Annotated in this window: 24 protein-coding genes; 9 read left to right on the top strand and 15 right to left on the bottom strand. The window is 68.1% G+C overall.

What is annotated here, in order from left to right:
* The first annotated feature begins 88 nt into the window (after positions 1 to 88).
* From AC1RQG_RS19260 to AC1RQG_RS19275, 4 genes are all read left to right on the top strand, one after another.
* Positions 89 to 991, top strand: coding sequence for a LysR family transcriptional regulator (locus tag AC1RQG_RS19260; protein ID WP_493133628.1), 903 nt, complete (start codon positions 89 to 91; stop codon positions 989 to 991).
* A gap of 135 nt (positions 992 to 1,126) precedes the next feature.
* Positions 1,127 to 1,870, top strand: coding sequence for a DUF481 domain-containing protein (locus AC1RQG_RS19265; protein WP_493133630.1), 744 nt, complete (start codon positions 1,127 to 1,129; stop codon positions 1,868 to 1,870).
* Positions 1,871 to 1,911: 41 nt separating this feature from the next.
* On the top strand, positions 1,912 to 3,123 hold the full coding sequence (purT, locus tag AC1RQG_RS19270) for a formate-dependent phosphoribosylglycinamide formyltransferase (protein WP_493133632.1): 1,212 nt from the start codon (positions 1,912 to 1,914) through the stop codon (positions 3,121 to 3,123).
* A gap of 32 nt (positions 3,124 to 3,155) precedes the next feature.
* Positions 3,156 to 3,383, top strand: coding sequence for a Tsi2 family anti-toxin (locus tag AC1RQG_RS19275; protein ID WP_493133634.1), 228 nt, complete (start codon positions 3,156 to 3,158; stop codon positions 3,381 to 3,383).
* 13 nt (positions 3,384 to 3,396) lie between these two features.
* Here AC1RQG_RS19275 and AC1RQG_RS19280 read toward each other — a convergent pair whose 3' ends face one another.
* Genes AC1RQG_RS19280 through AC1RQG_RS19290 form a run of 3 tightly spaced genes read right to left on the bottom strand, consistent with a single transcriptional unit; the run spans position 3,397 to position 8,893 of the window.
* Positions 3,397 to 4,188: a LytR/AlgR family response regulator transcription factor gene (locus AC1RQG_RS19280; protein WP_493133636.1), complete on the bottom strand. Its 792-nt coding sequence runs from the start codon at positions 4,186 to 4,188 to the stop codon at positions 3,397 to 3,399.
* Positions 4,189 to 4,220: 32 nt separating this feature from the next.
* Entirely contained in the window at positions 4,221 to 5,441 is a 1,221-nt protein-coding gene (locus AC1RQG_RS19285; RefSeq protein WP_493133637.1) for a sensor histidine kinase, read from the bottom strand.
* The gene (locus tag AC1RQG_RS19290) at positions 5,441 to 8,893 is read right to left on the bottom strand and encodes a response regulator (RefSeq protein ID WP_493133638.1); all 3,453 of its coding nucleotides are present in this window, start codon (positions 8,891 to 8,893) and stop codon (positions 5,441 to 5,443) included. Before AC1RQG_RS19290 ends, AC1RQG_RS19285 begins: the two co-directional genes overlap by 1 nt.
* 233 nt (positions 8,894 to 9,126) lie before the next feature.
* On the opposite strand from AC1RQG_RS19290, the gene AC1RQG_RS19295 reads away from it, so the two are divergent.
* From AC1RQG_RS19295 to AC1RQG_RS19310, 4 genes are all read left to right on the top strand, one after another.
* Positions 9,127 to 12,702: a CHASE domain-containing protein gene (locus tag AC1RQG_RS19295; RefSeq protein ID WP_493133639.1), complete on the top strand. Its 3,576-nt coding sequence runs from the start codon at positions 9,127 to 9,129 to the stop codon at positions 12,700 to 12,702.
* 67 nt (positions 12,703 to 12,769) lie between these two features.
* Positions 12,770 to 13,147, top strand: a complete 378-nt coding sequence (locus AC1RQG_RS19300; RefSeq protein ID WP_493133641.1) for a group III truncated hemoglobin — start codon at positions 12,770 to 12,772, stop codon at positions 13,145 to 13,147.
* Between the two features lie 126 nt (positions 13,148 to 13,273).
* Positions 13,274 to 13,555: a TehB family protein gene (locus AC1RQG_RS19305; protein ID WP_493133642.1), complete on the top strand. Its 282-nt coding sequence runs from the start codon at positions 13,274 to 13,276 to the stop codon at positions 13,553 to 13,555.
* 87 nt (positions 13,556 to 13,642) lie between these two features.
* On the top strand, positions 13,643 to 14,074 hold the full coding sequence (locus AC1RQG_RS19310) for a hemerythrin domain-containing protein (RefSeq protein WP_493133643.1): 432 nt from the start codon (positions 13,643 to 13,645) through the stop codon (positions 14,072 to 14,074).
* On the opposite strand, the gene AC1RQG_RS19315 is transcribed toward AC1RQG_RS19310, so the two are convergent.
* The 12 genes from AC1RQG_RS19315 to AC1RQG_RS19370 all read right to left on the bottom strand — a co-directional run bounded on the left by AC1RQG_RS19315 (position 14,071) and on the right by AC1RQG_RS19370 (position 23,803).
* On the bottom strand, positions 14,071 to 14,568 hold the full coding sequence (locus tag AC1RQG_RS19315) for a GlcG/HbpS family heme-binding protein (RefSeq protein ID WP_493133645.1): 498 nt from the start codon (positions 14,566 to 14,568) through the stop codon (positions 14,071 to 14,073). The genes AC1RQG_RS19310 and AC1RQG_RS19315 overlap by 4 nt on opposite strands.
* A 35-nt stretch (positions 14,569 to 14,603) precedes the next feature.
* The gene (locus AC1RQG_RS19320; protein ID WP_493133646.1) at positions 14,604 to 15,044 is read right to left on the bottom strand and encodes a thioredoxin family protein; all 441 of its coding nucleotides are present in this window, start codon (positions 15,042 to 15,044) and stop codon (positions 14,604 to 14,606) included.
* Positions 15,044 to 15,646 carry a rhodanese-like domain-containing protein gene (locus AC1RQG_RS19325; RefSeq protein ID WP_493133647.1) on the bottom strand — a complete coding sequence of 201 codons (603 nt, stop codon included), beginning with the start codon at positions 15,644 to 15,646 and terminating at the stop codon, positions 15,044 to 15,046. The genes AC1RQG_RS19320 and AC1RQG_RS19325 overlap by 1 nt, the downstream gene beginning before the upstream one ends.
* Positions 15,647 to 15,680: 34 nt before the next feature.
* Positions 15,681 to 17,402 (bottom strand): thiosulfohydrolase SoxB, encoded by a 1,722-nt coding sequence (gene soxB / locus AC1RQG_RS19330; protein ID WP_493133649.1) that lies wholly within the window; start codon positions 17,400 to 17,402, stop codon positions 15,681 to 15,683.
* A gap of 37 nt (positions 17,403 to 17,439) precedes the next feature.
* Positions 17,440 to 18,054, bottom strand: coding sequence for a sulfur oxidation c-type cytochrome SoxX (gene soxX, locus AC1RQG_RS19335; protein ID WP_493133650.1), 615 nt, complete (start codon positions 18,052 to 18,054; stop codon positions 17,440 to 17,442).
* Positions 18,055 to 18,064: 10 nt separating this feature from the next.
* On the bottom strand, positions 18,065 to 18,862 hold the full coding sequence (soxA, locus tag AC1RQG_RS19340; RefSeq protein ID WP_493133651.1) for a sulfur oxidation c-type cytochrome SoxA: 798 nt from the start codon (positions 18,860 to 18,862) through the stop codon (positions 18,065 to 18,067).
* 39 nt (positions 18,863 to 18,901) lie between these two features.
* Positions 18,902 to 19,213 (bottom strand): thiosulfate oxidation carrier complex protein SoxZ, encoded by a 312-nt coding sequence (gene soxZ / locus AC1RQG_RS19345; protein WP_182163880.1) that lies wholly within the window; start codon positions 19,211 to 19,213, stop codon positions 18,902 to 18,904.
* Between the two features lie 48 nt (positions 19,214 to 19,261).
* Positions 19,262 to 19,723 (bottom strand): thiosulfate oxidation carrier protein SoxY, encoded by a 462-nt coding sequence (gene soxY / locus AC1RQG_RS19350; RefSeq protein WP_493133652.1) that lies wholly within the window; start codon positions 19,721 to 19,723, stop codon positions 19,262 to 19,264.
* A 154-nt stretch (positions 19,724 to 19,877) separates the two neighbouring features.
* Positions 19,878 to 20,954, bottom strand: a complete 1,077-nt coding sequence (locus AC1RQG_RS19355; RefSeq protein WP_493133654.1) for a c-type cytochrome — start codon at positions 20,952 to 20,954, stop codon at positions 19,878 to 19,880.
* The gene (soxC, locus tag AC1RQG_RS19360) at positions 20,938 to 22,284 is read right to left on the bottom strand and encodes a sulfite dehydrogenase (protein WP_493133655.1); all 1,347 of its coding nucleotides are present in this window, start codon (positions 22,282 to 22,284) and stop codon (positions 20,938 to 20,940) included. Before soxC ends, AC1RQG_RS19355 begins: the two co-directional genes overlap by 17 nt.
* 93 nt (positions 22,285 to 22,377) lie before the next feature.
* Entirely contained in the window at positions 22,378 to 22,743 is a 366-nt protein-coding gene (locus AC1RQG_RS19365) for an ArsR/SmtB family transcription factor (protein WP_229218853.1), read from the bottom strand.
* A gap of 67 nt (positions 22,744 to 22,810) precedes the next feature.
* Entirely contained in the window at positions 22,811 to 23,803 is a 993-nt protein-coding gene (locus AC1RQG_RS19370; RefSeq protein WP_493133656.1) for an MBL fold metallo-hydrolase, read from the bottom strand.
* A 138-nt stretch (positions 23,804 to 23,941) separates the two neighbouring features.
* On the opposite strand from AC1RQG_RS19370, the gene AC1RQG_RS19375 reads away from it, so the two are divergent.
* Complete coding sequence (locus tag AC1RQG_RS19375; RefSeq protein ID WP_493133658.1) at positions 23,942 to 24,994, top strand: YeeE/YedE family protein; 1,053 nt, start codon at positions 23,942 to 23,944, stop codon at positions 24,992 to 24,994.
* The last annotated feature ends 362 nt before the right edge of the window (positions 24,995 to 25,356 follow it).

Here is a 25,356-nt window from a genome sequence, read left to right on the forward strand (position 1 = left end):
GACGAGAATATTGAAATAAAAATCACATAATTTGGACATACACTGTAGACTTCATCTACTTTGTTATCGGGTTGCCCCGCCCGCCGCCATGTCCGAACCCACCATCCTGCAACTGCAATGCTTTGTCGCGCTGGCCGAACAAGGCAGCTTTGCGGCGGCCGCCGAACGGCTGCACCGCACGCATCCCACCGTCCACGCGGCGGTGAAGGCGCTGGAGCAGCAGTTGGGACTGGCGTTGCTGGATCGCGGCGGCTACCGCGTGACGCTGACGGCGGAAGGCGCCAGCTTCCTTCCCCGCGCCCAGCTGTTCCTGCGCGAGTACGCGCAACTGCGGCGCGGCGCGGCCCAACTGGCCAATGGCGAGGAGCCGGAACTGCGCATCGTCATCGGCGATCTGTGCCCGCTGCCGGCCACCATGGCCCTGCTGGCGCCATTCTTCGCCGCCCGTCCCGGCACGCGCATGACGCTGTTGGCGGAGGCGATCAGCGGACCATGGGAGCGGCTCGCGCGCGGCGAGTGCGACCTGATACTGCATCACCGCGACCAGCCCTCGCCGCGCCATGAGTCGCTGCCGCTCTGCACGGTCAGGCTGGTGCCGGTGGCGGCGCCGTCCTTTCTTGAGAAACTGGATGGCGAAGCGTTGGGCCTCCGCCGGCTGCGCGGGGAAATGCAATGCGTCATCCGCGACTCCAGCTCCCGCCCGCAGGACGCGAACTACCATCTGCTCGACGGCGCCGCCACCTGCAGCGTGCCGGATCAGGCGATCAAGCGCGAGCTGATCGTGCAAGGCATGGCGTGGGGCCACATGCCGCTGCATCTCGTCGGCGACGACCTGGCGGCCGGCCGCCTGCGATCGCTGGAAAGCGAACACCTGCCTGCCAACTCGCTGGTGCACTACGCCACGCGCAGGCGCGACGCCGCGCACGGCCCGGTGGCGCGCGCATTGTGGGCGCACCTGGCGGATGCGACGAAAAACTTAACGTCGCCTTAATCGGACCGCATATGGCGTCTGCGAGGCGCCGCGCGCCACCGTGTGCGGTTACAATGCCGCCTCCTCCGCATCAACAACAGGTCCGCCAGCGTGCGGCATGCGCCATGCCGCGCCTGCGGGCCGACTGAAACGACCATGAAAGCTATTCCTCTCTCCGCGCTGGCCCTGGCCATCGTCCACGGCGGCGCCTTTGCCCGCACCGCGCCCGAACGCACCTGGAACACCTCCGCCGAACTGGGCGCCATCGCCACGTCCGGCAACACGGTCGGCGCCTCCATCACAAGCAAGATCGACGCCAGGCAGGAGCTGCAAGACTGGAGCAACGAATACGTCGCCAGCGCCTATTTCAAGGAAGACCAGAACCGCGACGCCAACGGCCTGACCGTGCGCGAACGGTCGGCCGAACGCTATTCGCTGTCGGCCAAGGCGGCCTACAAGCTGCTGGAAGAAGGCGAGAAGATGTTCGTGCTGGGTTCCCACGTCGGCGACCGCTTCGGCGCCTACACCAGCTTCTCCACCTTCGGCGTCGGTCACGGCTCGCGCTGGTACACGGACGAGGACAAGACGGTGGACGTGGAGATCGGCCCCGGCTACTTCAGCGGCCGGCGCGCCGGCGGTGAGGAAGAAAAGGGTTTCACCATCCGCGGCGCGGCCGCGCTCAAGTGGCAGGTCAGCGACGCCGCCGTGTTCACCCAGAACCTGAGCGTGGAACGGGGCACCTCCAATATCCACTCGCTAGCCGAATCGGCGCTGCGCACCAAGATCAACAGCACCATGCAGATGAAGGCCGCCTTCAGCGTGCGCAACGACACCGACGTCCCGGTCGACAAGAAGAACACGGACACGCAAACCTCGGTCACGCTGGTCTATTCGTTCTGAGATTTGCTATCATTCCGCACCCAACCATTCCGGACCACGTCATGACCACTTCCCGCATTTTCGGCACCCCCTTGTCCCCATCGGCCACCAAGGTCATGCTGCTCGGCTCCGGCGAGTTGGGCAAGGAAGTGATCATCGCGCTGCAGCGCCTGGGCGTGGAGGTGATCGCCGTCGATCGCTATCCGAACGCGCCGGGCCACCAGGTGGCGCACCGCGCCCACGTGATCAACATGGCCGACGGCGCGGCGCTGATCGAGTTGATCGAGCAGGAACAACCGGACCTGATCGTGCCCGAGATCGAAGCCATCGCCACCGACACGCTGGCCGCGCTGGAGCAGGCCGGCAAGATCACGTGCATCCCCACCGCCCGCGCCGCGCAGCTGACCATGAACCGCGAAGGGATCCGCTGCCTGGCCGCCGAGACGCTGGGCCTGGCCACGTCGCCGTACCGCTTCGCCAGCAGTCTGGCCGAGCTGGAGGCGGCCTGCGGCCAGATCGGCTTCCCGTGCGTGATCAAGCCCGTCATGTCCTCGTCCGGCAAAGGCCAGTCGAAGATCGACAGCGCGGCCGAAGTGCAGGCGGCCTGGGAGTACGCGGCCGCCGGCAGCCGGGTCGACGCCGGCCGCGTGATCGTGGAAGGCTTCATCGACTTCGACTACGAGATCACCTTGCTGACCGTGCGTTCGCTGGGCGCCGACGGCCAGATCGAAACCAGTTTCTGTGAACCGATCGGCCACCTGCAAGTGCATGGCGATTACGTGGAATCGTGGCAGCCATGCCGCATGGACCCGGTGGCGCTGGAGCGCGCGCGCGACATCGCCGGCAAAGTGACGGGCAACCTGGGCGGCATGGGCGTGTTCGGCGTGGAGCTGTTCGTGAAGGGCGACATGGTGTGGTTCTCGGAAGTGAGCCCCCGTCCGCACGACACGGGCATGGTGACCATGGCCAGCCAGGTGCAAAGCGAATTCGAGCTGCACGCCAAGGCCATCCTCGGCCTGCCCGTCAACGTGGCGCTGCGCGCGCCGGGCGCCTCGGCCGTGATCTATGGCCAGCACGAAGCCAGGGCCATCGCCTTCGAAGGCGTGGCCGACGCGCTGCGGGTGCCGGGCAGCGACATCCGCCTGTTCGGCAAACCCGAGTCGTTCGCGCGCCGCCGCATGGGCGTGGCGCTGGCCACGGCCGACGACGTGGAAACGGCGCGCGCGCGGGCCAAGGAAGCGGCGTCGCGCGTCAAGCCGGTGCTGACGAAGTGAGAACCGCCGAATAGTCCCGCCAGGAGAGCGTCATGCGTATCAGCGACCAAACCGTGATCATGGCCATCCGTGCCATCGCCGCCAGGACCAGGGAACTGGAAACCCGGATCGAAGCGGGCGCCGATGCCGACGTATCGCATCTGGAGGAGGACTTGCTGGCCTACTCCCGAGCCCTGATGGACCTGAAGCGCCACTACGCCGTCGTGCAGGGGCAAAGCGACAACCTGCCCCCGTACGACAGCCTGCTCGCCCCCGATTAGCGGCGCGCCGCCATCACATCTGCCGGAACAGGTCCACGTAATTGCGGCTGACCACCAGCTGTTCCGGCCGTCCCTTCAACTGCACCATCAGGCGGCCGCGAAAATCCTGCCGCGTGCCGGCCACATGGCGCGCCGCCACGATCACGCTGCGGTGGATCTGCCAGAATTGCTGCTCGTCGAGTTGCTCGCGCAGCTTGCTCAGCGGCGTGCGGATCAGGCTTTCGCCTTCGGCCAGGAACACGCTCGTGTATTTGTCGTTGCTCTGGAAGTAGATCACGTCCTCGATGGGGATCAGGCGCGTCTCGTCGCCATGCGCGGCCCGTATCCATTGCAGGCTGGCGGCGGGCGCCGCTGCCGGCGCGGCCGGGATGGCGCCTCGCGCACCCAGTTGTCCGGCCAGCTGCTGCAACAGCGTCTGCAGGGCCGCGGCGCTGGCATCGCCGGAGACAGGCGGCGCCGCGCCGGCTGCCTCCCCGTCAGGCCGCGCGCCAAGCGCCGCCTTCAGTTTGGCCACGGTCTTGTGCAAGCGTTCCTGGCTGGCCGGCTTGAGCAGGTAGTCGACAGCCGACAGCTCAAACGCATCGACCGCATGCTGGTCGTATGCCGTGACGAACACGATGCGCGGCGGGCGCTCGCCAGACGCCAGCCGGGCCGCCACGTCCAGCCCCGTCATGCCCGGCATGCGGATGTCGAGGAACACCACGTCGGGCGCCTCCTCGTCGATCAGGCGCAGGGCGTCGAGGCCATTGGCCGCCTTGGCCACGATGCGCAGTTCCGGCCAGGCGCTGGCCAACTGGGTTTGCAAATGGTCGCGCAGATGCGCTTCATCGTCGGCGATTATGGCGCGGGGATGTTGAATGGCAGGCTCCCGTTCAATGGCAGCAGCACGCGCACGGTCGTGCCGCAAGGTTGATTTTCCAACAATTGTACCTGAGCGCCAACGCCATACAAAGTGCGCAGACGCTCGCGCAGATTGCCCAGTCCGACGCCACCGCCACGCTTGCCCGACACCAGCCCGTCCCCGGTCAGGCCCACGCCCGTGTCGCGCACTTCCAGACACAAGCGCCCTTCCCGCATGCAGGCCGCCAGCACGATCTCGCCGCCGTCCAGCTTCGGTTCCAGCCCGTGCGTGACGGCGTTCTCCACCAGCGGTTGCAGCAGCATGGGCGCGATCACGGCCGCCCGCAATTCGCCCGGCACGTCGATGCGGTAGCGCAGCCGTTCGCCCATGCGCACGGCCAGCACGTCCAGATATGCCGCGATCAGGTCCGCGTCCGCGCCGAGCGTGACGGTCTGCTCGCGGCTGGCCGCCAGGCTGGCGCGCAGATAGTCGATGAAGCGTTCCAGCATGTGCGTGGCGTTGGCCGGTTGCGGTCCGATCAGGCTGACCACGTTGGCCAGCGTGTTGTACAGGAAGTGCGGTTCGATCTGGGCCTGCAAGGCGCGCAGCCGGGCCTCGGCCAGCTGGCGTGCGCTGGCCTCCAGCTGCTCGCGCTGGCGCGCGGCCCGCGTCTCGGCGGCGATGCGCCGTTCGCCCGCCAGATGCACCACCAGCATGAACAGGGCGATGAGGACGGCCAGCGGCAGCGCCTCGGTCAGGGCGCGGCGGCTCACCAGCAGGTGCAGCGGATCGCCGCCGCCCAGCAGCGTGAAGCCCAGCGCGTAACCGAGCAAGGCGCAGCCGCCCGCCACCACGAGCCGGTAGGCCAGGCGCGGCAGGCCGCGCGCCCGGCGTGGCCAGCCATCGAGCAGGCGGTCGCCGGCCAGCGTGGCAAGGTGGATCAGGTAGCCGATCAGGTTGGAGATCAGCAGCATCGGCCACCAGTAATCGGCGAACGTGGCGCCGCCGGTGCCGAACATCAGGGTCACGCCGGTCAGGCACAGGGCCAGGCCCGCGTTCCAGACGCCCGTGTAGAGGAAATTGCGCAGCGGCGACGAGGGCCAGCGCCGGAACAACGGGATCATGTCCAGCGGGTGGGGCGACGGCGTGGCCTTGGCCTCGGCCACGGCCACGGCGACGGGGCGGTCGATGGCGTGCGGAATTGCTGGATCTCCCATCAGGCGCCCTGCCCCGCGCCGACGGACGCGCCCAGCAGGCCGGCCCGCGCGGGCGGCAACTGGCGCAGGATCACGGCGAACATCTGCTCCACGTCGATCGGCTTGGCGATGAAGTCGTTCATGCCGGCCCGGATGCATTCCTCCTGTTCGGACTGCATCACGCCGGCCGTCATCGCCAGCACCGGCACATCGAGCCGCAGCTCGCCGCGGATCGCGCGCGTGGCCTCGAAGCCGTCCATCACCGGCATCTGCACGTCCATCAGCACCGCGTCGTAGCCGTCGGGCCGGCCGCGCAGCATGTCGAGCGCGATCTGGCCGTTGTCCGCCACGCTCACCTGGGCGCCCGCGAATTCCAGCATGCCGCGCGCCACAATCTGGTTCAGCGGATGGTCCTCCACCAGCAGCAGATGCAGGCCGGCCAGCCGTTGGGCCGTGGCGGCGGGCGCGCTGGCCAGCGCCGCGTCGCCGCCCAGGTGGGCCAGCGCCTCGTGCAGCGTGTCGAACAGGCTGGACGCCGTCACCGGCTTGATCAGCACCGCGCTGGCGTCATGCGCCTGCCGGTCGGCCATCAGCTTGTCGCGGCCGAACGCGCTGACCATGATCACCACCGGCAGCCCGCCGTCGGATGCGCCGCCGGGCAAGGCGGCGCGCAACGCCCGCATGGTGGCCAGGCCGTCCATGTCCGGCATCTGCCAGTCCACCAGCACGGCGTCGTACCGCGCGCCGCCGTCCAGACTCTGGCGCAGCAGGGCCACCGCCTCCGGGCCGGAACGGGCGCTGTCGGCCGCCCACTTCCACGCGTGGATGGTCTTGCACAGGTAGTCGCGGCTGGTGTCGTTGTCGTCCACCACCAGCAGCTTGAGCGGCCCGATGGTCGCGCCGGGCGCGGCCTGCTCCGGCGCCAGCTGCAGCGGCACCGTGACGGCGAACCGGCTGCCGCAGCCGACCGTGCTGTCGACCGTGATGGCGCCGCCCATCAGTTCGACCAGGCGCCGGCAGATGGCCAGGCCCAGCCCCGTGCCGCCGAAGCGGCGCGTGGTGGAGGCGTCGGCCTGGCTGAAGGCCGAGAACAAACGGCTCTGCTGGGCCGCGTCCATGCCGATGCCGGTGTCGCACACGACGAAGCGCAGGCTGGCGCTGTCGTCCTCGCGCGCGGCCAGCTCCACCAGCAGCGACACTTCGCCCTGCTCCGTGAACTTGACGGCGTTGGCCACCAGGTTGATCAGGATCTGCTGCAGCCGCATGGCGTCGCCCACCAGCGACGGCGGCACGTCGGGATCGACGCCGATGGCCAGTTCGATGTTCTTCTCGCCCGCGTTCAGCGTCATCACGGTGGCGATGGCGTTCAGCACGTCGTTGAGCTGGAACGGCATCGGCGCCAGCTCCATGCGGCCGGCCTCGATCTTGGAGAAATCGAGCACGTCGTTCAATATGCCGAGCAGCGCCTTGCCCGAGGCCAGGATCATGTCCAGGTATTTCTTCTGCACCGAGCTCAGTTCCGTGTTGCCCAGCAAATAGGCCACGCCCAGCACGGCGTTCATCGGCGTGCGGATCTCGTGGCTCATGTTGGCCACGAACTCGCTCTTGGCGCGGCTGGCCGCCGCCGCCCGCTTCTCGCTGGCGGCCTGCTGCAGCTCGGAGGTCTTGCGGGCCGTGATGTCGGCGGCCATCAGGTAGGCGCCGGCCACCGCGCCGTCCGGCGCCACGTCCGGCACCAGGTCCACCATGAAGTGCAGGATGCGCCCGCCGTGGGCCATCTCGCGCTCGTAGTGGATACGCTCGCCGTTCAGGGCCCGCGCCAGCTCGCCGCGCCACGGCTCGGCCGTGCCGATCGAGATCTCGTCCACCCGCTTGCCCAGCATGGACTGCGGATCGATGCCCCACTGGCGCTGGTAATGGCTGTTGGTGAACTGGTAGCGCCCGTCCCGGTCCAGGTAGGCGATCAGCACCGGCAGGTTGTCGGCGATGATGCGGGCCCGCTTCTCGCTGGCCGCGATCTGCTCCTCGTAGGCGATGCGGGCCGACACGTCGTGCAGGAAGGCGGTGGCCATGTAGCTGTCGCCGTCGCGCACCACGCCCACCGACAGTTCGACCGGCACTTCGCTGCCGTCGCGCCGCAGGGCCGGCACCCGCACCCGGTTGTTGACGATGGGGCCGGAACCGGTGGCGGCGAAGGCGCGCATGCCGGCCGTATGGTGCTGGCGCAGCCGCTCGGGCACCAGCAGCTGGGCAATATCGGCGCCGATGGCTTCCTCGCGGGTCCAGCCGAAGGTGCTCTCGGCCTTGGCGTTCCATTCCGTGACGGTGCCCTGGCCGTTGCAGCTGACGAAGGCGTCCGGCGCCCGCTCCAGGATGTTGCGGATCAGGGTCTCGCTGTCGCGCGTGCGCTGCTGGGCCACTTCGCGCTCGGCCATGAGCCGGTAGAACGCACCGCTGAGTTCGCCGATCTCATCCTTGCGGTCCAGCTGCAGCACCTGGATGCCGGCCCGGCTATGCTTGATGCGCGCGATGTTGCGCCGCAGGTGCTCGAGCGGCTGCAGCAGGCGCTCGATGCCGACCCACGACAGCAGCCCGGCCAGCACGGCGAACAGCGCCGCGGCGCCGGCCGCCTCGTAGCGCAACTGGCGCAGCGGCGCCAGCGCCTCGTCGCTGGGGAAGCGGGCCGCCGCGATCCAGTCCGTCTGGCGCAGGCGCTTGTACGAATAGATGCCCTTCACCCCGTCCTTGTTGTCGGCCTCGGTCCAGCCCTCGAAGCCGGCCAGCGCCATCTCCGTGGCCCGGTTGCGGCCCGGGCGCGCGTTGATGTTCTGCAGGATGCGCGCCTTGGTCGGATGGCTCAGCAGCACTCCCTGGGCCGTCATGATGTAGGTGAAGCCCGTGCTGCCCGGCTTGAGGGCGCTCAGCGACTGGAACGGCGCGTAGCGCAGCAGGTTGATGCCGCCGGCCAGCACCAGCGCCAGCTTGCCGTTGCGGTCGTACACGGGCGCCGTGACCAGCACCGTGGGCGCGCCCACGATATGGCTGAAGAACGGCGCCGAGATCACGCCGTGGCGGCTGGCCACGGTGCGGTCGAAATACGGCCGGCCGCTGGCGTTGAACGGCTGCAGCGGCATGTCCGTGTCGAAGGTGTCGAGCAGCGCGCCGTCGGCGCCGTAGACCTCGACGCTGTTGAACGCTTCACGGCTGGTGGGCCGCTCGGCCAGGAACTGGTGCAGCAGGCGCCGGTCGCGATGGGCCGCCTCGGGCACGGACTCGGCCAGCGCGGCCAGCATGGCCAGCTTGCCGGCCAGGTGCTCGTCGATGTGGGCCGCCGCGCCCGACAACAGCGCATACTGCTGGTTACCAATGACGGCCTTCATGTCCCGTTCCGCCAGCAGCAGCGCCACCACCGTCACCGTCACGGTGGCGGCCAGCACCAGCAGCACCACCAGCGTGCTGAGCCTGAATTTCAAGGTGGAAGGTAAAAATCGGTTAAACGGCATGGATAGTGTGGTCGCCACAACAACAATGAAATCCTAGTATCACACGGCGCGCGGTGAAAGGCCATAGCGCAGCCTGTGGCGTGGGCGACACGGTGCGCGCGCGCGCCGGGAAGGCGGGGCGCGCCATGGTGGATTTCTGGCACAGGGCGGCGTTTTTTGCGCTATAGTGGTTTCCCAGCTTGCAACAACGGAGCCCCCGATTCATGACCGACAGCGTGGACACGAACCAGCAGACCGGCGCGGCGCGTCCCCGTTCCGCGGCGCTGACGGCGTTGCTGCCCATCGTGCTGCTGGCCCTGGTCTACTACGGCGCGGCGCGACTGGGGCTGCTGCTGGCCTTCGCCCACAGCAACGCCACCCCCGTCTGGCCGCCCTCGGGCATCGCCTTCGCCGCCCTGCTGCTGTTCGGCTACCGCCTGTGGCCCGGCGTGCTGGCCGGCGCGCTGGCCGCCAACCTGGTGGCCTTCCATGCCAACGGCCTGCCGCTGGACGGCAGGGTGCTGACGGTGTCGCTGGCCATCGCCATCGGCAACTCGCTCGAAGCGCTGGTCGGCGCGGCCCTGATGCAGCGCTACACGGATGGCGGCCGCCCGCTCAACCAGCTCCACAACGTCTACAAGTTCGCCGTGATCGCCATGGTCATGTGCATGGTCAGCGCCGGCATCGGCAGCAGCGCGCTGGTGCTGTCCCACCTGGTGCCGGCCGGCGCCCAGTGGACGGTGGTGGGCACCTGGTGGGTGGGCGACACGGCCGGCGTGCTGGTGGTCGCGCCCACCCTGCTGGCCTGGCGCCATGCGCGCGGCCAGCGCTGGGGCAACGGGCTGATGCTGGAGCTGGGCCTGTCGCTGGCGATCCTGTGCGCCGTGCTGCTATTGGTGTTCGGCCGCCATTACCAGGCCGACGGCGAAGACCAATGGCTGGCCTACCTGGTCCTGCCCTGCATCGCCTGGTCCGCCTGGCGCCACGGCCTGCGCGGCACCAGCCTGGTGTGCCTGGTCACGGCCGGCGCGGCCGTGCTGGGCACCACCAGCGGCCAGGGGCCGTTCGCCACCGGCACCCTGAACGACGCCCTGATCTCGCTCGAGAGCTATGTCGTGGTCTGCAGCCTGCTGGGCATGGTGCTGTGCGCCGACGCGCGCGAGCGCAAGCGGCTGGCCAAGCCGCTGCACGGCCGCATCGTGACCCAGTGGCTGACGCTGTTCGCCGGCGTGGCGCTCACCGTCACCGTCTGGCAGCTGGTGGGGACCAGCACCGAGCGCCGCGCGCGCGAACGCTTCGAGGTCAGCTGCACCAGCATCCAGCAGCGCATCGCCAAGCGCATGACGCTGTACGAGACGGCGTTGCGCAGCACCCAGGCGCTGTTCAAGATCGCCCCCAACGTCACGCGCCAGCAGTGGCACGATTATGTGGAAGCCATCGCCATCGAGCGCAATTTCCCCGGCCTGCAGGGCATGGGCTACGCGCGCTACGTGCGCCCGGCCGAACTGCTGGCGTTCGAGCACACCGTGCAGGCGTCGGGCTACCCGCAGTTCCGCGTGTGGCCGCCGTCCGGGCATGACGGCTTCGCGCCGGTGCTGTACCTGGAGCCGTTCACGGGGCGCAATCTGCGCGCGTTCGGCTACGACATGATGTCCGAGCCGACCCGGCGCAACGCCATGCTGCAGGCGGCCCGCAGCGGCCGGCCGACGCTGACGGCCAAGGTGACGCTGGTGCAGGAGTCGGAGGAGCATGTGCAGGCCGGCTTCCTCATGTACCTGCCCGTCTACTTCCAGGACGCGCCGCTGGCCACGCCGGAGCAGCGCATGGCGGCCCTGCAAGGCTACGCCTACAGCCCGTTCCGCACGCTCGACCTGATGCAGGACGTGCTGGGCACCGACAACATGGCCGTCCAGCTCGACATCTACGACGGCGCCTCGACCGACCCCGGCGCGCGCCTGTACACGAGCGGCGGCCGCACGCCCGAGCAGGCGCGGCTCTACCCCAACCCCTTCCTGCGCACCAGCGCCCTGACCGTGGCCGACCACCAATGGACGCTGCGCTTCACCTCCCTGCCCGCCTTCGAGGACGCCATCGACCGCCAGAAAAGCCACATCGTGCTGCTGGCCGGGACCATCATCAGCCTGCTGTTCTTCGGCGTGGTGCGGGCCCTGGCGGCGCGCCGCGAATACGCGCTGGCGCTGGCCGAGGACATGACGGCGGCCCTGCGCCGTTCCGAGAGCTCGCTGCTGGCGGCCAAGGAGCAGGCCGAGGCGGCCAGCCGCGCCAAGAGCGAGTTCGTGGCCAACATGAGCCACGAGATCCGCACCCCGCTCAACGCCGTGCTGGGCATGACCCACCTGCTGCACAACACGGAGCTGTCGCCGGACCAGCGCAAGTACCTGGACATGATCACCCAGTCCGGCAAATCGCTGCTCAGCATCCTCAACGACGTGCTGGACTTCTCCAAGATCGAGGCCGGCCGGCTGGAGCTGGCGCCGGCCCCGTTCCAGCTGGCCACGCTGCTCGAAGCGATGGCCACCATCATGACCGTCAACGCCAGCGACAAGGATCTGGAGCTGGCCATCGGCGTCACGCCGCAGGTGCCGCTGCACCTGATGGGCGACGCGCCGCGCCTGCAGCAGATCCTCATCAACCTGGTCGGCAACGCCATCAAGTTCACGGAGACGGGCACCGTGTCCGTGCTGGTGGAGCTGGCCGGGCGCGACGGCGGCCACGCCCAGTTGCGCTTCGTGGTGCGCGACACCGGCATCGGCATGGAGCCGGCCCTGCTGCAGCGCATGTTCACCCCGTTCTCGCAGGCCGACGCCTCCATGACGCGCCGCTTCGGCGGCACCGGGCTGGGGCTGGCCATCTCGCGCCGGCTGGCCACGCTGATGGGCGGCGCCATCACGGCCCACACGGAACCGGGCCACGGCAGCGAATTCGTGCTGACCGTGCCGCTGGCCGTGGCCGACCACGGCACCGGGCCCGCGCCCGCCACCCTGCCCCTGCTGGTGGTGGACGGCCATGCCGTCAGCCGCGACTACCTGTGCCAGACCATCCGCGCCTGGCACGGCGCGGCCGACGGCGTGGCCACCCTGTCGGCGGCGGAGGTCCAGCTGGCCCGCGCCGACACCCGCTACGGCGCCGTGCTGCTCGACTGGCAGTTGTCCGGCCCGGACAGCCACGCGGCCATCGCCCGCCTGCGCGCCGCCGCGCCGGCCGCGCCGGTGCTGCTGATGGTGAGCGCCTTCGGCCAGGGCAAGCTGCTGCAGGCGGACGTGTCGCACGCGGGCGACGCCGTGCTGCTCAAGCCCGTCACGCCGGAACGCCTGGCCGGCGCGCTGCAACAGGTGCACGCGCCCACGGCCAGCGCCCCGGCCGACAAGGCGCAGCAGCGGCTGGACGGCATCCGCCTGCTGCTGGTGGAGGACAACCCGCTCAACCAGATCGTCGCGCGCAGCATGCTGGAGCACGCGGGCGCGCAGGTGGAGACGGTGGAAAACGGCTTGCTGGCCGTGGAGGCGCTGCGCACCGACAGCGGCCGCTACGACCTGGTGCTGATGGACGTGCAGATGCCGGAAATGGATGGCTTTGAAGCCACGCGCCACATCCGCGACGAGCTGGGCCTGACCCTGCCCGTGCTGGCCATGACGGCCGGCGTGCTGCTGTCCGAACGCGAACAATGCATCGCCTGCGGCATGAACGACTTCATCGCCAAGCCGGTGGACGTGGAGCAGATGCTGCGCGCCATCGTGCGCAATCTGCCGGCGCCGCGGCGCCAGGCGCTGGCCGGTTGAACCGGGCGGTTGTCGCGGCGCGCGAATTAATGTAGTATCTTAAATAAATCTTTAAAACCGGATCGCCATGACCACCCTGGAACTGAACCCCGAAGCCATCGCCACCCTGGTCCACACCTTCTACGACGACGTGCGGGCCGACCCGGAGCTGGCGCCCATTTTCAACGCCGCCATCGGCGACCAGTGGGACCCGCACCTGGCGCGCATGGTCGAATTCTGGTGCACGGTCATGCTCGGCCATAAAAGCTTCCAGGGCAATGTGTTCGGCACCCACATGCAATTGTCGGGGGTGGAGCCGCAGCACTTCCGCCGCTGGCTGGACCTGTTCATGGCCACCGTGCAGCGGCTGTTCGCGCCCGAGGTGGCCGACGAATTCCTGATCGTCGCGCGCCGCATCGCCTCCAGCCTGCAGTACGGCTACTTCGGCAAGGTCGTGGCCGAATAGGCGGCAACCGCGGTCCGCGCGGCCGCTTGCGTATTAAGTAGTATTGCCGATGAATGTTATAGAACAACCTGCCATAATGGGTCGTCCCAGCGTGGGTCATCCCAGCGGCAAACAAAGGAGATCACCATGAAAACCTTGCCCGACCATGTCGTCCACTACCGCAGCTCCCCCGTGTTCACGGACGGCACCGTGCCGCAAGCGCTGCGCCGCGGCCACATCACCGCCGCCGGTGTCTGGGGCCGCATCACCGTGCTCGAAGGCAGCCTGCGCTACCGCATCACCGATCCCGGCGTGACGCCGGAGGAGCACATCCTCACGCCCGACCACCCTGGCGTCGTCGAACCGCGCGTCGAGCATGAAGTGGAAGTGATCGGCCCCGTGAAGTTCCAGGTCGACTTCCACCGCTGAGCGACGGCCACCCGCTTTTCCCATTTTGCGCCATAAAACATGTATTTTAAATAGATCTTAAACCGCCACCCACCTCGAAAGAAGACCATGAATATCGACAAATTCAAACACCAGCACATCGACATCCTGAGCGACATCGCCACCCTGCGCAAACTGGTCCAGTCGGGCATCGTGAACGCCGCCCCCGCCATCGCCGCCCGCATCGTGTCGATGAGCGGCGTGATCAAGCTGCACCTGGCCGTGGAAGACCGGGTGCTCTACCCTTCGCTCGAGGCCAGCGGCGACGCCGAGCTGGCCCGCATGAGCCGCCAGTACCAGGGCGAGATGGAAGGCATCGCGGCCGCCTACCTCGCGTTCGCGGCCAAATGGAACACGCCCCGCCTGCTGGAGCAGCAGCCGGAGGTGTTCCGCGCCGAGGCCAACCAGGTGCTCAAGACCCTGTACGAGCGCATGAAACGCGAAGACCACGAGTTCTACCCGGCCATCGAAGCGGCCAGCGCGGTGCCGCTGGCGGCCTAGAACTCCAGGTCTTCCGCGATGGCGGCCAGGCCGGCGCGGGCGCAGCCCTCGTCGGCCGCGCCGTTCGGCGCGCCGGACACGCCGATGCCGCCGAACGTCACCCCGCCCGCCTCGACCAGGATGCCGCCGCCCACGGCCAGCACATGGCCGATCTGGCGGATGCCGCTGGAATCCTTGTTGGCCTGCGTGCTCTCCGCCAGCGCCAGGCTGCTGGTCCTGAAGCTGATGGCGGTCCACGCCTTGCCGGCGGCCGCCTCCGGCGTGTGCATGCCGGCGTAGCGGTCGCGCAGCATCACCTGCGGCACGCCGCTGCGGTCGAGCACCGCCACGGCCACCTGGTAGCCGCCGTCGCGGCATTTCTTCAGCGCGGCCTGCGCCGCCTTGAGGGCCGTCTCCGGCGTCATCAGCTTGACCGTGTAGGTCGTGTCGGCCGCCTGCGCGCCCGGCGCCGCCATCACCGCCCATGCCGCCAGCAACGTTGCCGCCGCTGCCATGGCCCCTGCCTTCCGTCCCGCCGTGCCTTGCTGTTTCATGGTCGCTCTCCCTGTGGTGTGCCGCTCGCGTGAGACGCCAGCCGCCGTACCGCCTCGGCCAGCGCGTTGTCCAGATAGCCGCCATACAGGCCGGTGGTGTCGCCGCCCACGATGGGCGCGGCCAGCAGCGCGCCGCTGGCGTCCACCAGCACCACGGTGGGCGCGAAGCGCGCGCGGTAGCGCGCCGCCAGCGCCTTGCCGGTGGTGGTGGCGCCGTCGAAACCACGCAACGGCGCCGTGTCGTCGAGTTGCACTTCGCGCACCACGGGCCGCCGCGCCGGCGGCAAATCCCGCTCCAGTGGCAGCAGGTAGTTGCGCCGCACCACCAGGCAATAGCCGCAGTCGGGCAGCGAGAACAACAGCACCACGGGCATGCCGCGCGCGGCGGCCTCGGCGCCGTCGGCGCGCAAATCCCGGGCGGGCGCCAGCAGGTCCATCAGAACTGCGGGAAGTACAGTTTGGCCGGTTCCAGCTTGTAGGTCCACGGCAGACCGGCGTTCTTCCAGCCGTTGACCACGCGCTGGCCCGCCTGCGGGCCGTCCTTGGCCAGATCGCCCTCGAAACCGTCCACCACCGTGACCACCTTGTGGTAGCCGAGCTGCACCAGCAGGCTGGCGGCGCGGCCGCTGCGGTCGCCCGAGCGGCACATGACGATCACCGTGTCGTCCTTGCCGAGGCCTCTGGCCGCCAGCCGGCGCGCCAGCTCCGGGCCGAAGTCGTTATTGACGGACATGGCCCAGCGGCCCGCCTTGGCGTCCCAGCCCGCGTCGTCCGGATGCTCAAGATAGGGGATGTTGGCGTCGGCCACGGTGGGCATGCCGAGGTAGGCCACTTCGTAGCGCGTGCGCACATCGACCAGGTAGGCGTGCGCGCCCAGCTGCTGCTTGAGGGCGTAGGCCTCCTTCGCGTCCATGTACTGCGCGCCGACGGCGCGCTTGGCTTCGGGCACGTCGGCCGCGTTGAACGCGCCGGCGTGGCCCGCCGCGCCGGCCAGCGCCAGCCAGAGCGCGGCGCACAGGAGGCGGGATGTCGATTGCATGTTTTTCTCCATGTGTCTCTCCGTGTCGATGGCGTTATTTGAGCGCGATGCCGGGATTGCCGTCCATGCCGATCAGGCGCGGCGTGTTGAGCTTGCGCGGCGCGATGGTCTTTTTGTCGCGCAGCCATTTGCCCACCACTTCCCACACCGGCTCGCCGGTCGCCCCTTCGGCCACAGGCGCCCAGCCGGCCACCTTGTAGGTCTTGTCGGCCTCGATCAACTTGCCGTTCAGGCGCATGTCCTGGATGCGCGCGCCCATGCGGGCGTTCGGTTCGATCGCGTATTGCATGCCGCCCACCCGCACCATGTCGCCGCCCTGCTGGTAGTAAGGGTCGGGATTGAACAGGTTGTCGGCCACGTCCTCCATGATGTTCTTGATGGTGGCGCCCGTCATCTCCGTCAGCGTGCTGTAGGAATAGGTGGTCGCCGTCTGGTCCATCAGGTGTTCCATCAGGATCGGGCTGTCCGGCAGCAGCGAGGTGCCCCAGCGGAAGCCGGGCGAGAACGCCAGGTCCGCGCCCTTCACATCGATCAGCGCGTCGACGATCAGCTGGTCGAAGGTGCCGTTGAAATTGCCGCGCCGGTACAACGTGCCCTCGGTCATGGCCAGCTTCTCATTGAGCTTGCCCTCGTATGGCGCGCGGATCTTCTTGACCAGCGCCGCCATGTCGCGGTCGGCCGGCAGGAAGTTGGAGAACACGGGCAGCAGCTTGTAGCGAAAGCCCTGGATGGCGCCGTCGCGCACGTCGAAATCGAGCACGCCGAGGAATTTGCTGTTGCTGCCGGCGTTCGTCACCAGCGTCTTGCCGCCTCCGTTGGCCACGATCACGGGCGCCGGCATGCCGTCGTGCGTGTGGCCGCCCATGATGGCGTCGATCCCGCGCACGCGCGAGGCCATCTTCAGGTCCACGTCCATGCCGTTGTGGGACAGCACGACGACCACCTTGGCGCCCTTGGCGCGGCACTCGTCCACCATCTTCTGCATGTTCTCCTCCTGGATGCCGAAGCTCCATTCGGGCACCATGTAGCGCGGATTGGCGATCGGGGTGTAGGGGAAGGCCTGGCCGATGATGGCCACCTGCACCCCGTTCATCTCCTTCATCACGTAGGGCTTGAAGACCGGGTCGCCGAAGTCCGTGGTCTGGATGTTCTGGGCCACGAAATCGACCTTGCCCTTGAAGTCGCGCTCGACGATCTCCTTGACGCGCTTGTCGCCCAGCGTCATTTCCCAGTGCGCCGTCATCACGTCCACGCCCAGCTCCAGGCAGGCGTCCACCATGTCCTGGCCGTTGGTCCACAGGGCCGTGGCCGAGCCTTGCCAGGTGTCGCCGCCGTCCAGCAGCAAGGCGCCGGGCCGGCTGGCGCGCATGCGTTTGACCAGCGTGGACAGGTGGGCGAAGCCGCCCACCTTGCCGTAGGTGGCCGCCGCCTGCTCGAAATTGAGGTAGGTGAAGGCGTGCGCCTCCGGCGTGCCGGGCTTGATGCCGGTCTGGCGCAGCAGCTGCTCGCCCACCAGGTGCGGCATGCGGCCCACGGCCTGGCCCACGCCCAGGTTCACGTTCGGCTCGCGGAAGTACACGGGCGTCAGTTGCGCATGGCAGTCCGTGAAATGCAGCAGGTGCACATTGCCGTACCGGGGCACGTCGTACAGGGCGCCGGCGGACGGCGCGGCCAAGGCGCCTTTGGCGTCGAGCAGCATGCCCCCGGCCGCCGCGATGCCCATCACCTGCATGAATTCTCGCCGACTCAGACTCATATCAATTTCCTTATCATTTGCTTGGAATCGCCGTGCGTCATTGATTGACGGGCGAAGCGGGGTCCAGCAGCAACGCCATCACGTCGCGGATCTGGGCCTCGGTCAGGATGCCGTTGTGGCCGAAGCGCGGCATGCTGGAACAGGCCTTGAATGCCTGCGAGTTGAAGATCTTGCCCCAGGTGTAGCGCACCATCTCGTCGCTGTTGCCGCGCAATTTGCCGTACTGGTACAGCGACGGGCCGATGTTGCCGAACGAGATCTCATCCTTGCGCAACTGGTGGCACGCGTAGCAATTGCCGCCGTTGACGCTGCCCACCGCGTCCGACGACTGCATGCCGCGTCCGTTCTGGGCGATCTTCTCGCCCTCCTGCCACTTGCCCAGCCAGACGCCGTCGGCCGGATAGACGATGGTCTTGAGCTGGCTCGCCTCGATCTTCGCGTCCACCTTCTTGCTGCGCGCCGCCGGCTGTTCGCTGCAAGTTTTCTGCACCTCGTCCTGCTGCACCACGCGTTCCACCGTGGCCGGGCCTTTGGAGCGGAAGTCGGTGGACAGCATGTCGTGGGCCATTTTCGCGTAGTCGGGGCCGGCCGCCGCCGCCGTGGCGCAGGCGGCCGCCATCAGTGCCATCAATGCCTTGTCGATAGGTCGCATCTGCGTCTCCTTAACGTTTCAGCGCGGGGGCGTCGAACTTGCCGCCTTCCGCGCTCTTGGCCAGATACATGGTGAGCGCCGTCACCGCTTCCGACGCGTACACGGGCTCGGGGAAGCGCTGCTGGCGGAAGCAATCCATCAGCCGGTGCTGCATGGTGCGCACCTCGCCCTGCGACACGCGGTAGGCGGGCCACGTGGTGTAGGCCGCCTGCGCGTTGGCCTTGTTCAGGATATTGGGCAGCTCCTGCAGGCGGATGCGCTGACCGTCGGCGCCGTGGCAGGTGGCGCACGCGAAATCGTGCGCGCCGGCCCGGTAGAAGAACAGCTTCTTGCCCACCTCGTAGGCCTGCTTTTCCAGCGGGTGCTTGGTGGAGACGGCCATCGGCATGCCGCGCGACTCGGCCGCCACGTAGCTCATGATGGCCTCGATGTCGGACGGCTTGCCGGGCGAGGCGAACGGATTCGCCAGCGCCTCGGCCTGGGTCAGGCCCTGGATCGTCATGCGGCAGTAGGCGAGGCGCTGTTCGGCGTCCATCACCTTGCCGGTGTCCTTGAAAAAGCGCGGCAGCGACACGTAGGCGCCCTTCAGCACCCCCGGTCCCTGGCCCATGTCGCACGTCTCCAGCGAGGCCTGCTTGGGCCCCGCCTTCTTCTTCCACAGTTCCTCGCCGCGCATCTCCCACAGCTCGGCCGGATTACCGTCGGCCAGCATCTGCCGGTATTTGGCGATTTCGTCGGTGGCCGACGTCTGTGCCCACGCCGGCAAGGCCGCCAGCGCCGACAGGATCAAACAAGCTTGTCTTTTCATTCGTGTCTCCTCCGTTTGCTTGCCTGGCGTGGCGCCCGATCAGCTGATGACGCCTTCGTCGGTGCGCGTATCGCCCGTGTTGTCCACCCAGGTCACGCTGACTTTATCACCCTTGGCGCCGCCTTTGAACTTAAACGACAGGAACGGGTCCTTCGACACGGACGGGCCGAACTGCGCGTCCAGCACCACCTTGTCCTTGCACTTGACCACCAGCGTCTTGATGTGGTGGGCCGGGATGACCTTGCCCGCCGCGTCCTTGCGCTGGCCCGTTTCCATATCGTGACGCATCAAAATCTTCACTTCCACCGTGTCGCCCGCGGAAGCGGCGCGAATACGCATCGGATCACCCATGATCTTTCCTTTACTGTGATGTGTTTAAGAGACTCGCCGGCGCGCGGATCAACCGCCGCAACCGCCCAGCGTGACCTTGATTTCCTTGCTGGCGACCAGCCACTTGCCGTCCGCCTTGACCAGCGCGTGCACGTTGGAGGTGGCGCCCATCTTCACGCGGGTGCTGATGGTGGCCTCGGTGCCGGCCGGGATGGCGAAACCGGCCGACATGGCGCTCGGGTTCTTGTCCACCAAAATGGCCATGTATTCCGTGTTGGCGGCCTTGGACGCGATCGATACCGGCACCACGGCGCCGTTCTCGGCGATGTCGGGGCCGCTCACGGTCACGTCGGGGCTGACGGCGAACTTGTCGCCGCCCAGCGCCTTGAGCACATCCTCCAGGCTCTTGGCGTCGAACACCTTCTGGCTCCATTCAGCCGCGAAGACGTCGGACGGCTTGAGCAGGCCTGCCGTAAATGCCATGCCCAGCACGGAAGAAATCCGCAGCATGTCGCGTCGACTTTGATTCATCACTCTCTCTCCTATCGAAAAATACAGGGCTGGCTGGTGGCCATGCCCACGGTTGGCGCAGTCTTGCCGCTGCCTGCTTGATGATAAATGTGTTGCGTGTCCATTTGGCGATAAATGTGTCTCGTCCCCATTTGGCCATCTGGCGGGCGGGCGCTTATTTGGCCCCGCCCAGCACCCATGCCACCAGGGTCTGGATCTCGTCATCCTTCAAGCCGGCCTGGGCCGGCATGGGGATGGCGCCCCAGGTGCCGCTGGTGCCGGCACGCACCTTGGCCGCCAGCGCCGCGGGCGCGCCGGCATCGCCGCGATAGCGGGCCGCCACGTCGCTGAACGCGGGACCGACGATCTTGTTGGTGATGCCGTGGCAGGCCACGCAGGCGTTCTGCTTCGCCAGCTTCAGGCCTGCGCTGTCGACGGCCACCGGGGCGGCGACGGCGGCGGCCGGCGCGGCACTGCCGACCGGCGCCGTCGGCGCGGGCTTGGTCGTGTCGACGCCGCGCACGGGGCCGAAGGTGCGGTTCTGCAGCGCGATGTTGCCGTGCGCGTTGCGCGATGGCTCAGGCAAGGTGGAACGCACGCCCGGTTCGACCGGGCAGTGCTTCATGCAGGCCACGCTGTGCACATCGGGCTTGCCCTTGATGTCCCACATGCCGTGGTTGGTCTCCATGCCGTTCCGGTTCGGCATGCGCTTCTGCACCTCGGCGATGGTCTGGTCCGACAACGTGAAGTCGTCCGGCACGATCTCGCCCATGTTCAGGATGTAGGCCAGCACCGCGTACACCTCGTCCGTCTTGAGCGACTTGGGCGCCGTCCACGGCATGGCGCGGTTGATGTAGTCCCACAGCGTGGAGACGGTGGCCACCTTCATCAACGTGGTCTTCTGCGGCTGGCGGCCCGTCTTCAGCGCGGCCACGTGGCCGGTCTTGATGTCGTCGGCCGTGGTGCCGCCCACGATGGGCGTGAACACCTCGTTCGATTCGCCGAACGTGCCGTGGCAGCTGGCGCAGCGTCCTTCCCAGATCACCTGGCCGGCCGCCACCGTGCCCGAACCCTTGGGCAGGCCCTTGAAGTCGGGGCGGACATCGATGTCCCAGGCCGCCACTTCGGCCGTGGTGGCGGGACGGCCCAGGCCCGTGGCCGTGGCGGTGAAATTGGCGGCCGGCGCGGCCTGCGCCTGCCAGCCCGCGCCGGCCAGCGCGAGCACCAGTACGGATTTAATAAACCTGGACATTGGACACCTCGCCGGATTGTGCGACTTGCCAGGACTGGATCGCGTTGTTGTGGTAGATGGATTTGGTGCCGCGCACGGCGCGCAGCTCGTTGATCTTGGGCTGCACATAGCCCGTCTCGTCGATCGCGCGCGACTGCAGCACGGCCGGCGAACCGTCCCACACCCAGTCGATGTTAAAGCGCGTCAGGCACTTGGGCAGCACGGGCGACTCCAGCCGCGCGGTGCGCCAGTTGCGCCCGCCGTCCACCGACACGTCGACCCGCTTGATGCGCCCCCGTCCCGACCACGCCAGGCCCGTCACGTTGTAGAAGCCCTTGTCGAGCAGGGTCTGGCCGGCCGATGGGGTGGTGATCACGGACTTGCATTCCTGGATGGACGTGTACTGGCGGAAGTTCCCGTCCGGCATGGCGTCGATGTAGTGCACCGCCTCGTCCTTGCTCGCGTAGGGCTGGTCGCCCACCTCGATCCGGCGCAGCCACTTGACCCACGACACCCCCTGCACGCCCGGCACCACCAGCCGCAGCGGATAGCCATTCTCGGGCCGCAGCATCTCGCCGTTCATGCCCCAGGCCACGATCACGTCGTCCAGCGCGCGGTCGAGCGAAATGGTGCGCGTCATGGCCGAACCGTCGCCGCCTTCGGCCAGGATCACGCGGGCGTTCTTCTTGTCGTAGCCGCATTCCTCGAGCAGCACCGACAAGGGCACGCCGGTGAATTCGCTGCAGCTGAGCATGCCGTGCGAATACTGGACCGTGGGCACGGCCACATTGCCCCACTCCATGGCCGTGTTGGCGCCGCATTCGATGAAGTGCATGCGCGACACGGACGGCATGCGCATCAGGTCGTCCATGGTGTAGACCTTGGGCGTCTTGACCATGCCGTTGATCATCAGGCGGTGGGTGGACGGGTCGATGTCGTACCAGCCCTGGTGGTGGCGCTCGAAATGCAGGCCGCTCGGCGTGATGATGCCGAACAGGCCCTGCAACGGCGTGAAGGCGACCGAGGCCGCGCCCACGCGCGTCAGGCCCGGCGACTCGCGCCGCAGCAGGTTGGTCTCGAACTTGGACGGCATGCCATACGGATTGCTGGCCACCGGCTTGCCCAGCGTGCGCGCATGCTCGGGCAGGTTCAGGATGTTGGGGTCGCCCGCCGATTGCGCCAGCGCCTGGCCGCCGGCCAGGGCCGCGCCGGCGGCCAGGAAGCTGCGCCGCAGGAAGCCGCGGCGTTCCTCGTTCAAGCCGGAGGCCGTGATGTCGGCGGCCAGCTGGCCATCGACGAAATGTTCGGGCGCGCGCAGGATGCGGCCCCGCTGCGTGGGTTCATTCGCCATGAGGTGTCTCTCTCCTTGCTACAACAATATAGTTATATAATCAATTAGGCATATATTACATATTAGAAAGCCGCCGCCTGCGCGGCCCTCCCCTCAGTCGTCGCCGACCATGAACGTGCCCGCCACCTGCCCGGCGGACGCGCGACTCTCGATCCGGCTGGCCATTTGCCCGCAGACGGTGCGGCACAGGTCGATCGTGGCCTGGTCGTCTATCCGGTAATAGACTTGCGTCCCTTCCTTGCGCCGGCCCAGTATCCTGGCCCGGTACAGCATGTTCAACTGGCGCGACACATTGGCCTGGGTCGATTCGATCTCCGTCACGATCTCGCCCACCGGGCGCTCGCCGCCGCACAGGGCGTGCAGGATCTTGAGCCGCGTTGGTTCCGACAGCAGGAAGAAGTAGTTCGACACTTCCTCAAACACTTCGCCCATGGCTTCCCGGCCTAAATTCTCTTTCATTTCACAATTCACTATATGCCTATATACGCATATAACCAGATTCGCAGCCGAAACGCAAGTGCGCGCCCTATTTCGCCTGCAGGCTTTCGCGCTCCATCAGGATGTAGGTGTCGTAGGCGTTCAGGCGGTTGGCGGCCTCGAATGCGGGATAGCCGGCGTAGCGGCCCCAGTCCGTCTGCGCGTAGGCCTGCTCGAACGGCACCATGTCCGCCACCGCCGCGCCCATCTTGTCGCGGAGAAACAACAGGTAATCGCGGGTCAGGCGGATGTCGTCCAGCGGCGCGCGCGACATCTCGCCGTGGCCCGGCACCACCACTTGCGGGTGCAGCGTCTGCATGCGGGCTAGCGCCGTCAACCACACCCTGCTGTCGGCGTCGCCGACGAACGGGATGCGGCCGGTGAAGAACAGGTCGCCGGCGAACAGCATGTGGTCCTCGTCCACGGCCAGCATGATGTCGCCGTCGGAATGGGCGCCGCTGGTGTCGATCAGGCGCAGATGCAGGCCGCCCATCTCGAACGCGATCTCGCTGCCGTGCGCGAAGCTGAGCCAGCGGTCGGCCGGCACCAGCCGGGTTTGCGCGTCGACCCACGGCGCCAGCGCTTCGCGCCGCTGGGCCAGCCGCTCGCGCGCCAGGTCCGAGGCCAGGTACAGCTTGCCGTTCTCATGCGCCCATATCTCGACCTTGTCGCCGCCGCGCGCCTTGAACGCCTGCAGGCCGTAGAAATGGTCGGCGTGATAGTGGCTGATGATCACGCGCCGCACGGGCTGGCGCGTGACGCGGGCGATGGCCGCCAGCATGGCCTCGCCCAGCGCCGGACTGCCCAGCGTGTCGAACACCAGCACCCCGTCGTTGGTGACGACGAAGCCGGCGTTGGACATGAAGCCCTTGTTCTCGGCCCCGGCCACCCCGGCGTGGCCGTGGAAATAATAGACGTGCGGCGACACGGCAATCGCCTCGAGCCGCAATCCGGCCGGCGCGGCCGGCGCGGCGTCGGCCGTCCGCAGCAAACCCATCGTCAGCGCCAGCACCGCGGCCACCGCCCTGCTCCAGCTTCCCATGTCGTCTCCCCGCGCTGCGCGCTGTCGTGTCGCCTTGCCAATGTACAACACACGCATCAATTAACCACCATTTGCGTATATGCCTATAGAAGCATATATGGTTTAATTGCCGAAGACAACACCGGGACCGAGGACGCCATGAACTTGCTGACGCTGATGGAAACGCTGGGCGAAAACCAGACGCTGGCGCTGGGCGGCCTGCTGATCGGGCTGTGCTTCGGCTACCTGGCCCAGCGTTCGCGCTTCTGCCTGCGCTCGGCCGTGATCGAGACCTGCCACGGCCAGCTGGGCGGCAAGCTGGCCGTGTGGCTGCTGGCCTTCGGCGCGGCCATCACGCTGACCCAGTTGTTCATCCTGGGCGGCGTGCTCGACGTGCGCAGCGCCCGCCAGCTGGCCACGCGCGGCACGCTGTCGGGCGCGCTGGTGGGCGGCCTGCTGTTTGGCTGCGGCATGGTCCTGGCGCGCGGCTGCGCCAGCCGCCTGCTGATCCTGGCCGGCACCGGCAACCTGCGCTCGCTGCTGTCGGGCCTGGTGTTCGCCGTGGTGGCGCAGGCCTCGCTGGGCGGCGTGCTGGCGCCGCTGCGCCTGGCCATCAGCGACTGGTGGACCATCGAAGGCGGCGACGCGCGCGACCTGCTGCTGTGGTTCCACGCCAGCCACGGCGTCGGCCTGGCGTTCGGCCTGGCCTGGCTGGCCGGCGGACTGGCGTTCGCCTGGCGCGCCCGGCTGGGGCCGTGGCCGGCCCTGGCCGGCGCCGCCTGCGGGTCGATGGTGGCCTGCGCCTGGCTGTTCAACTACCAGGTGTCGGCCCAGGCGTTCGAGCTGGTGCCCGTCAAAAGCCTCAGCTTCACGGGGCCGGCGGCCGACATGCTGATGCTGGTGCTGTCGCCGCCGGGCAAGCCATGGAATTTCGACATCGGCCTGGTGCCCGGCGTGGCGCTGGGCGCCTTCCTCGGCGGCCTGCGCGGCGGCGAGCTGAAACTGGAAGGCTTCAAGGATGGCCTCAGCATGCGCCGCTACCTGCTGGGCGCGGCCTGCATGGGCCTGGGCGGCATGCTGGCCGGCGGTTGCGCCGTCGGCGCCGGCGTCTCCGGCGCGGCCGTGTTCGCCCTCACGGCCTGGATCACCCTGTTCGCCATCTGGGGCGCGGCCGCCGCCACCGACTTCCTGATGGACCGGCCGGCCGCCTGAGCCGCCCGCCCCTGCCCGCCGGCGCGGCGAAACCGGCCGGCCCGTTCCAGCTCGATGGCATAATAAGCGCCGGTACCCCTCCGGCGCGCGCAATTTCTTCCGCAAACGCCGTGGGACGGGATACACTTGCTCCAATAGCAATTGGTTGTCTGTGATTAACTGGTCCGCGCGGCGGGCCTCCTTGCCATACCCGACCACGATGCCCTCGTTCCCATTGCCGTTCCCTTGCCGCCCCGTTTGGCCACGTTGAAGAACCAGCGACCAACGGAGCGGCCAGCGCCGCAGCCCAGCGCGCCGGGCGCGCCCGCGCCGGCGTGCGCGTGCACGGCCGGCTGGCTGCTGGCCGGCGCGCTGGCGCTGGC

The organism is Rugamonas sp. GW822-FHT03B10, assembly GCF_058801745.1.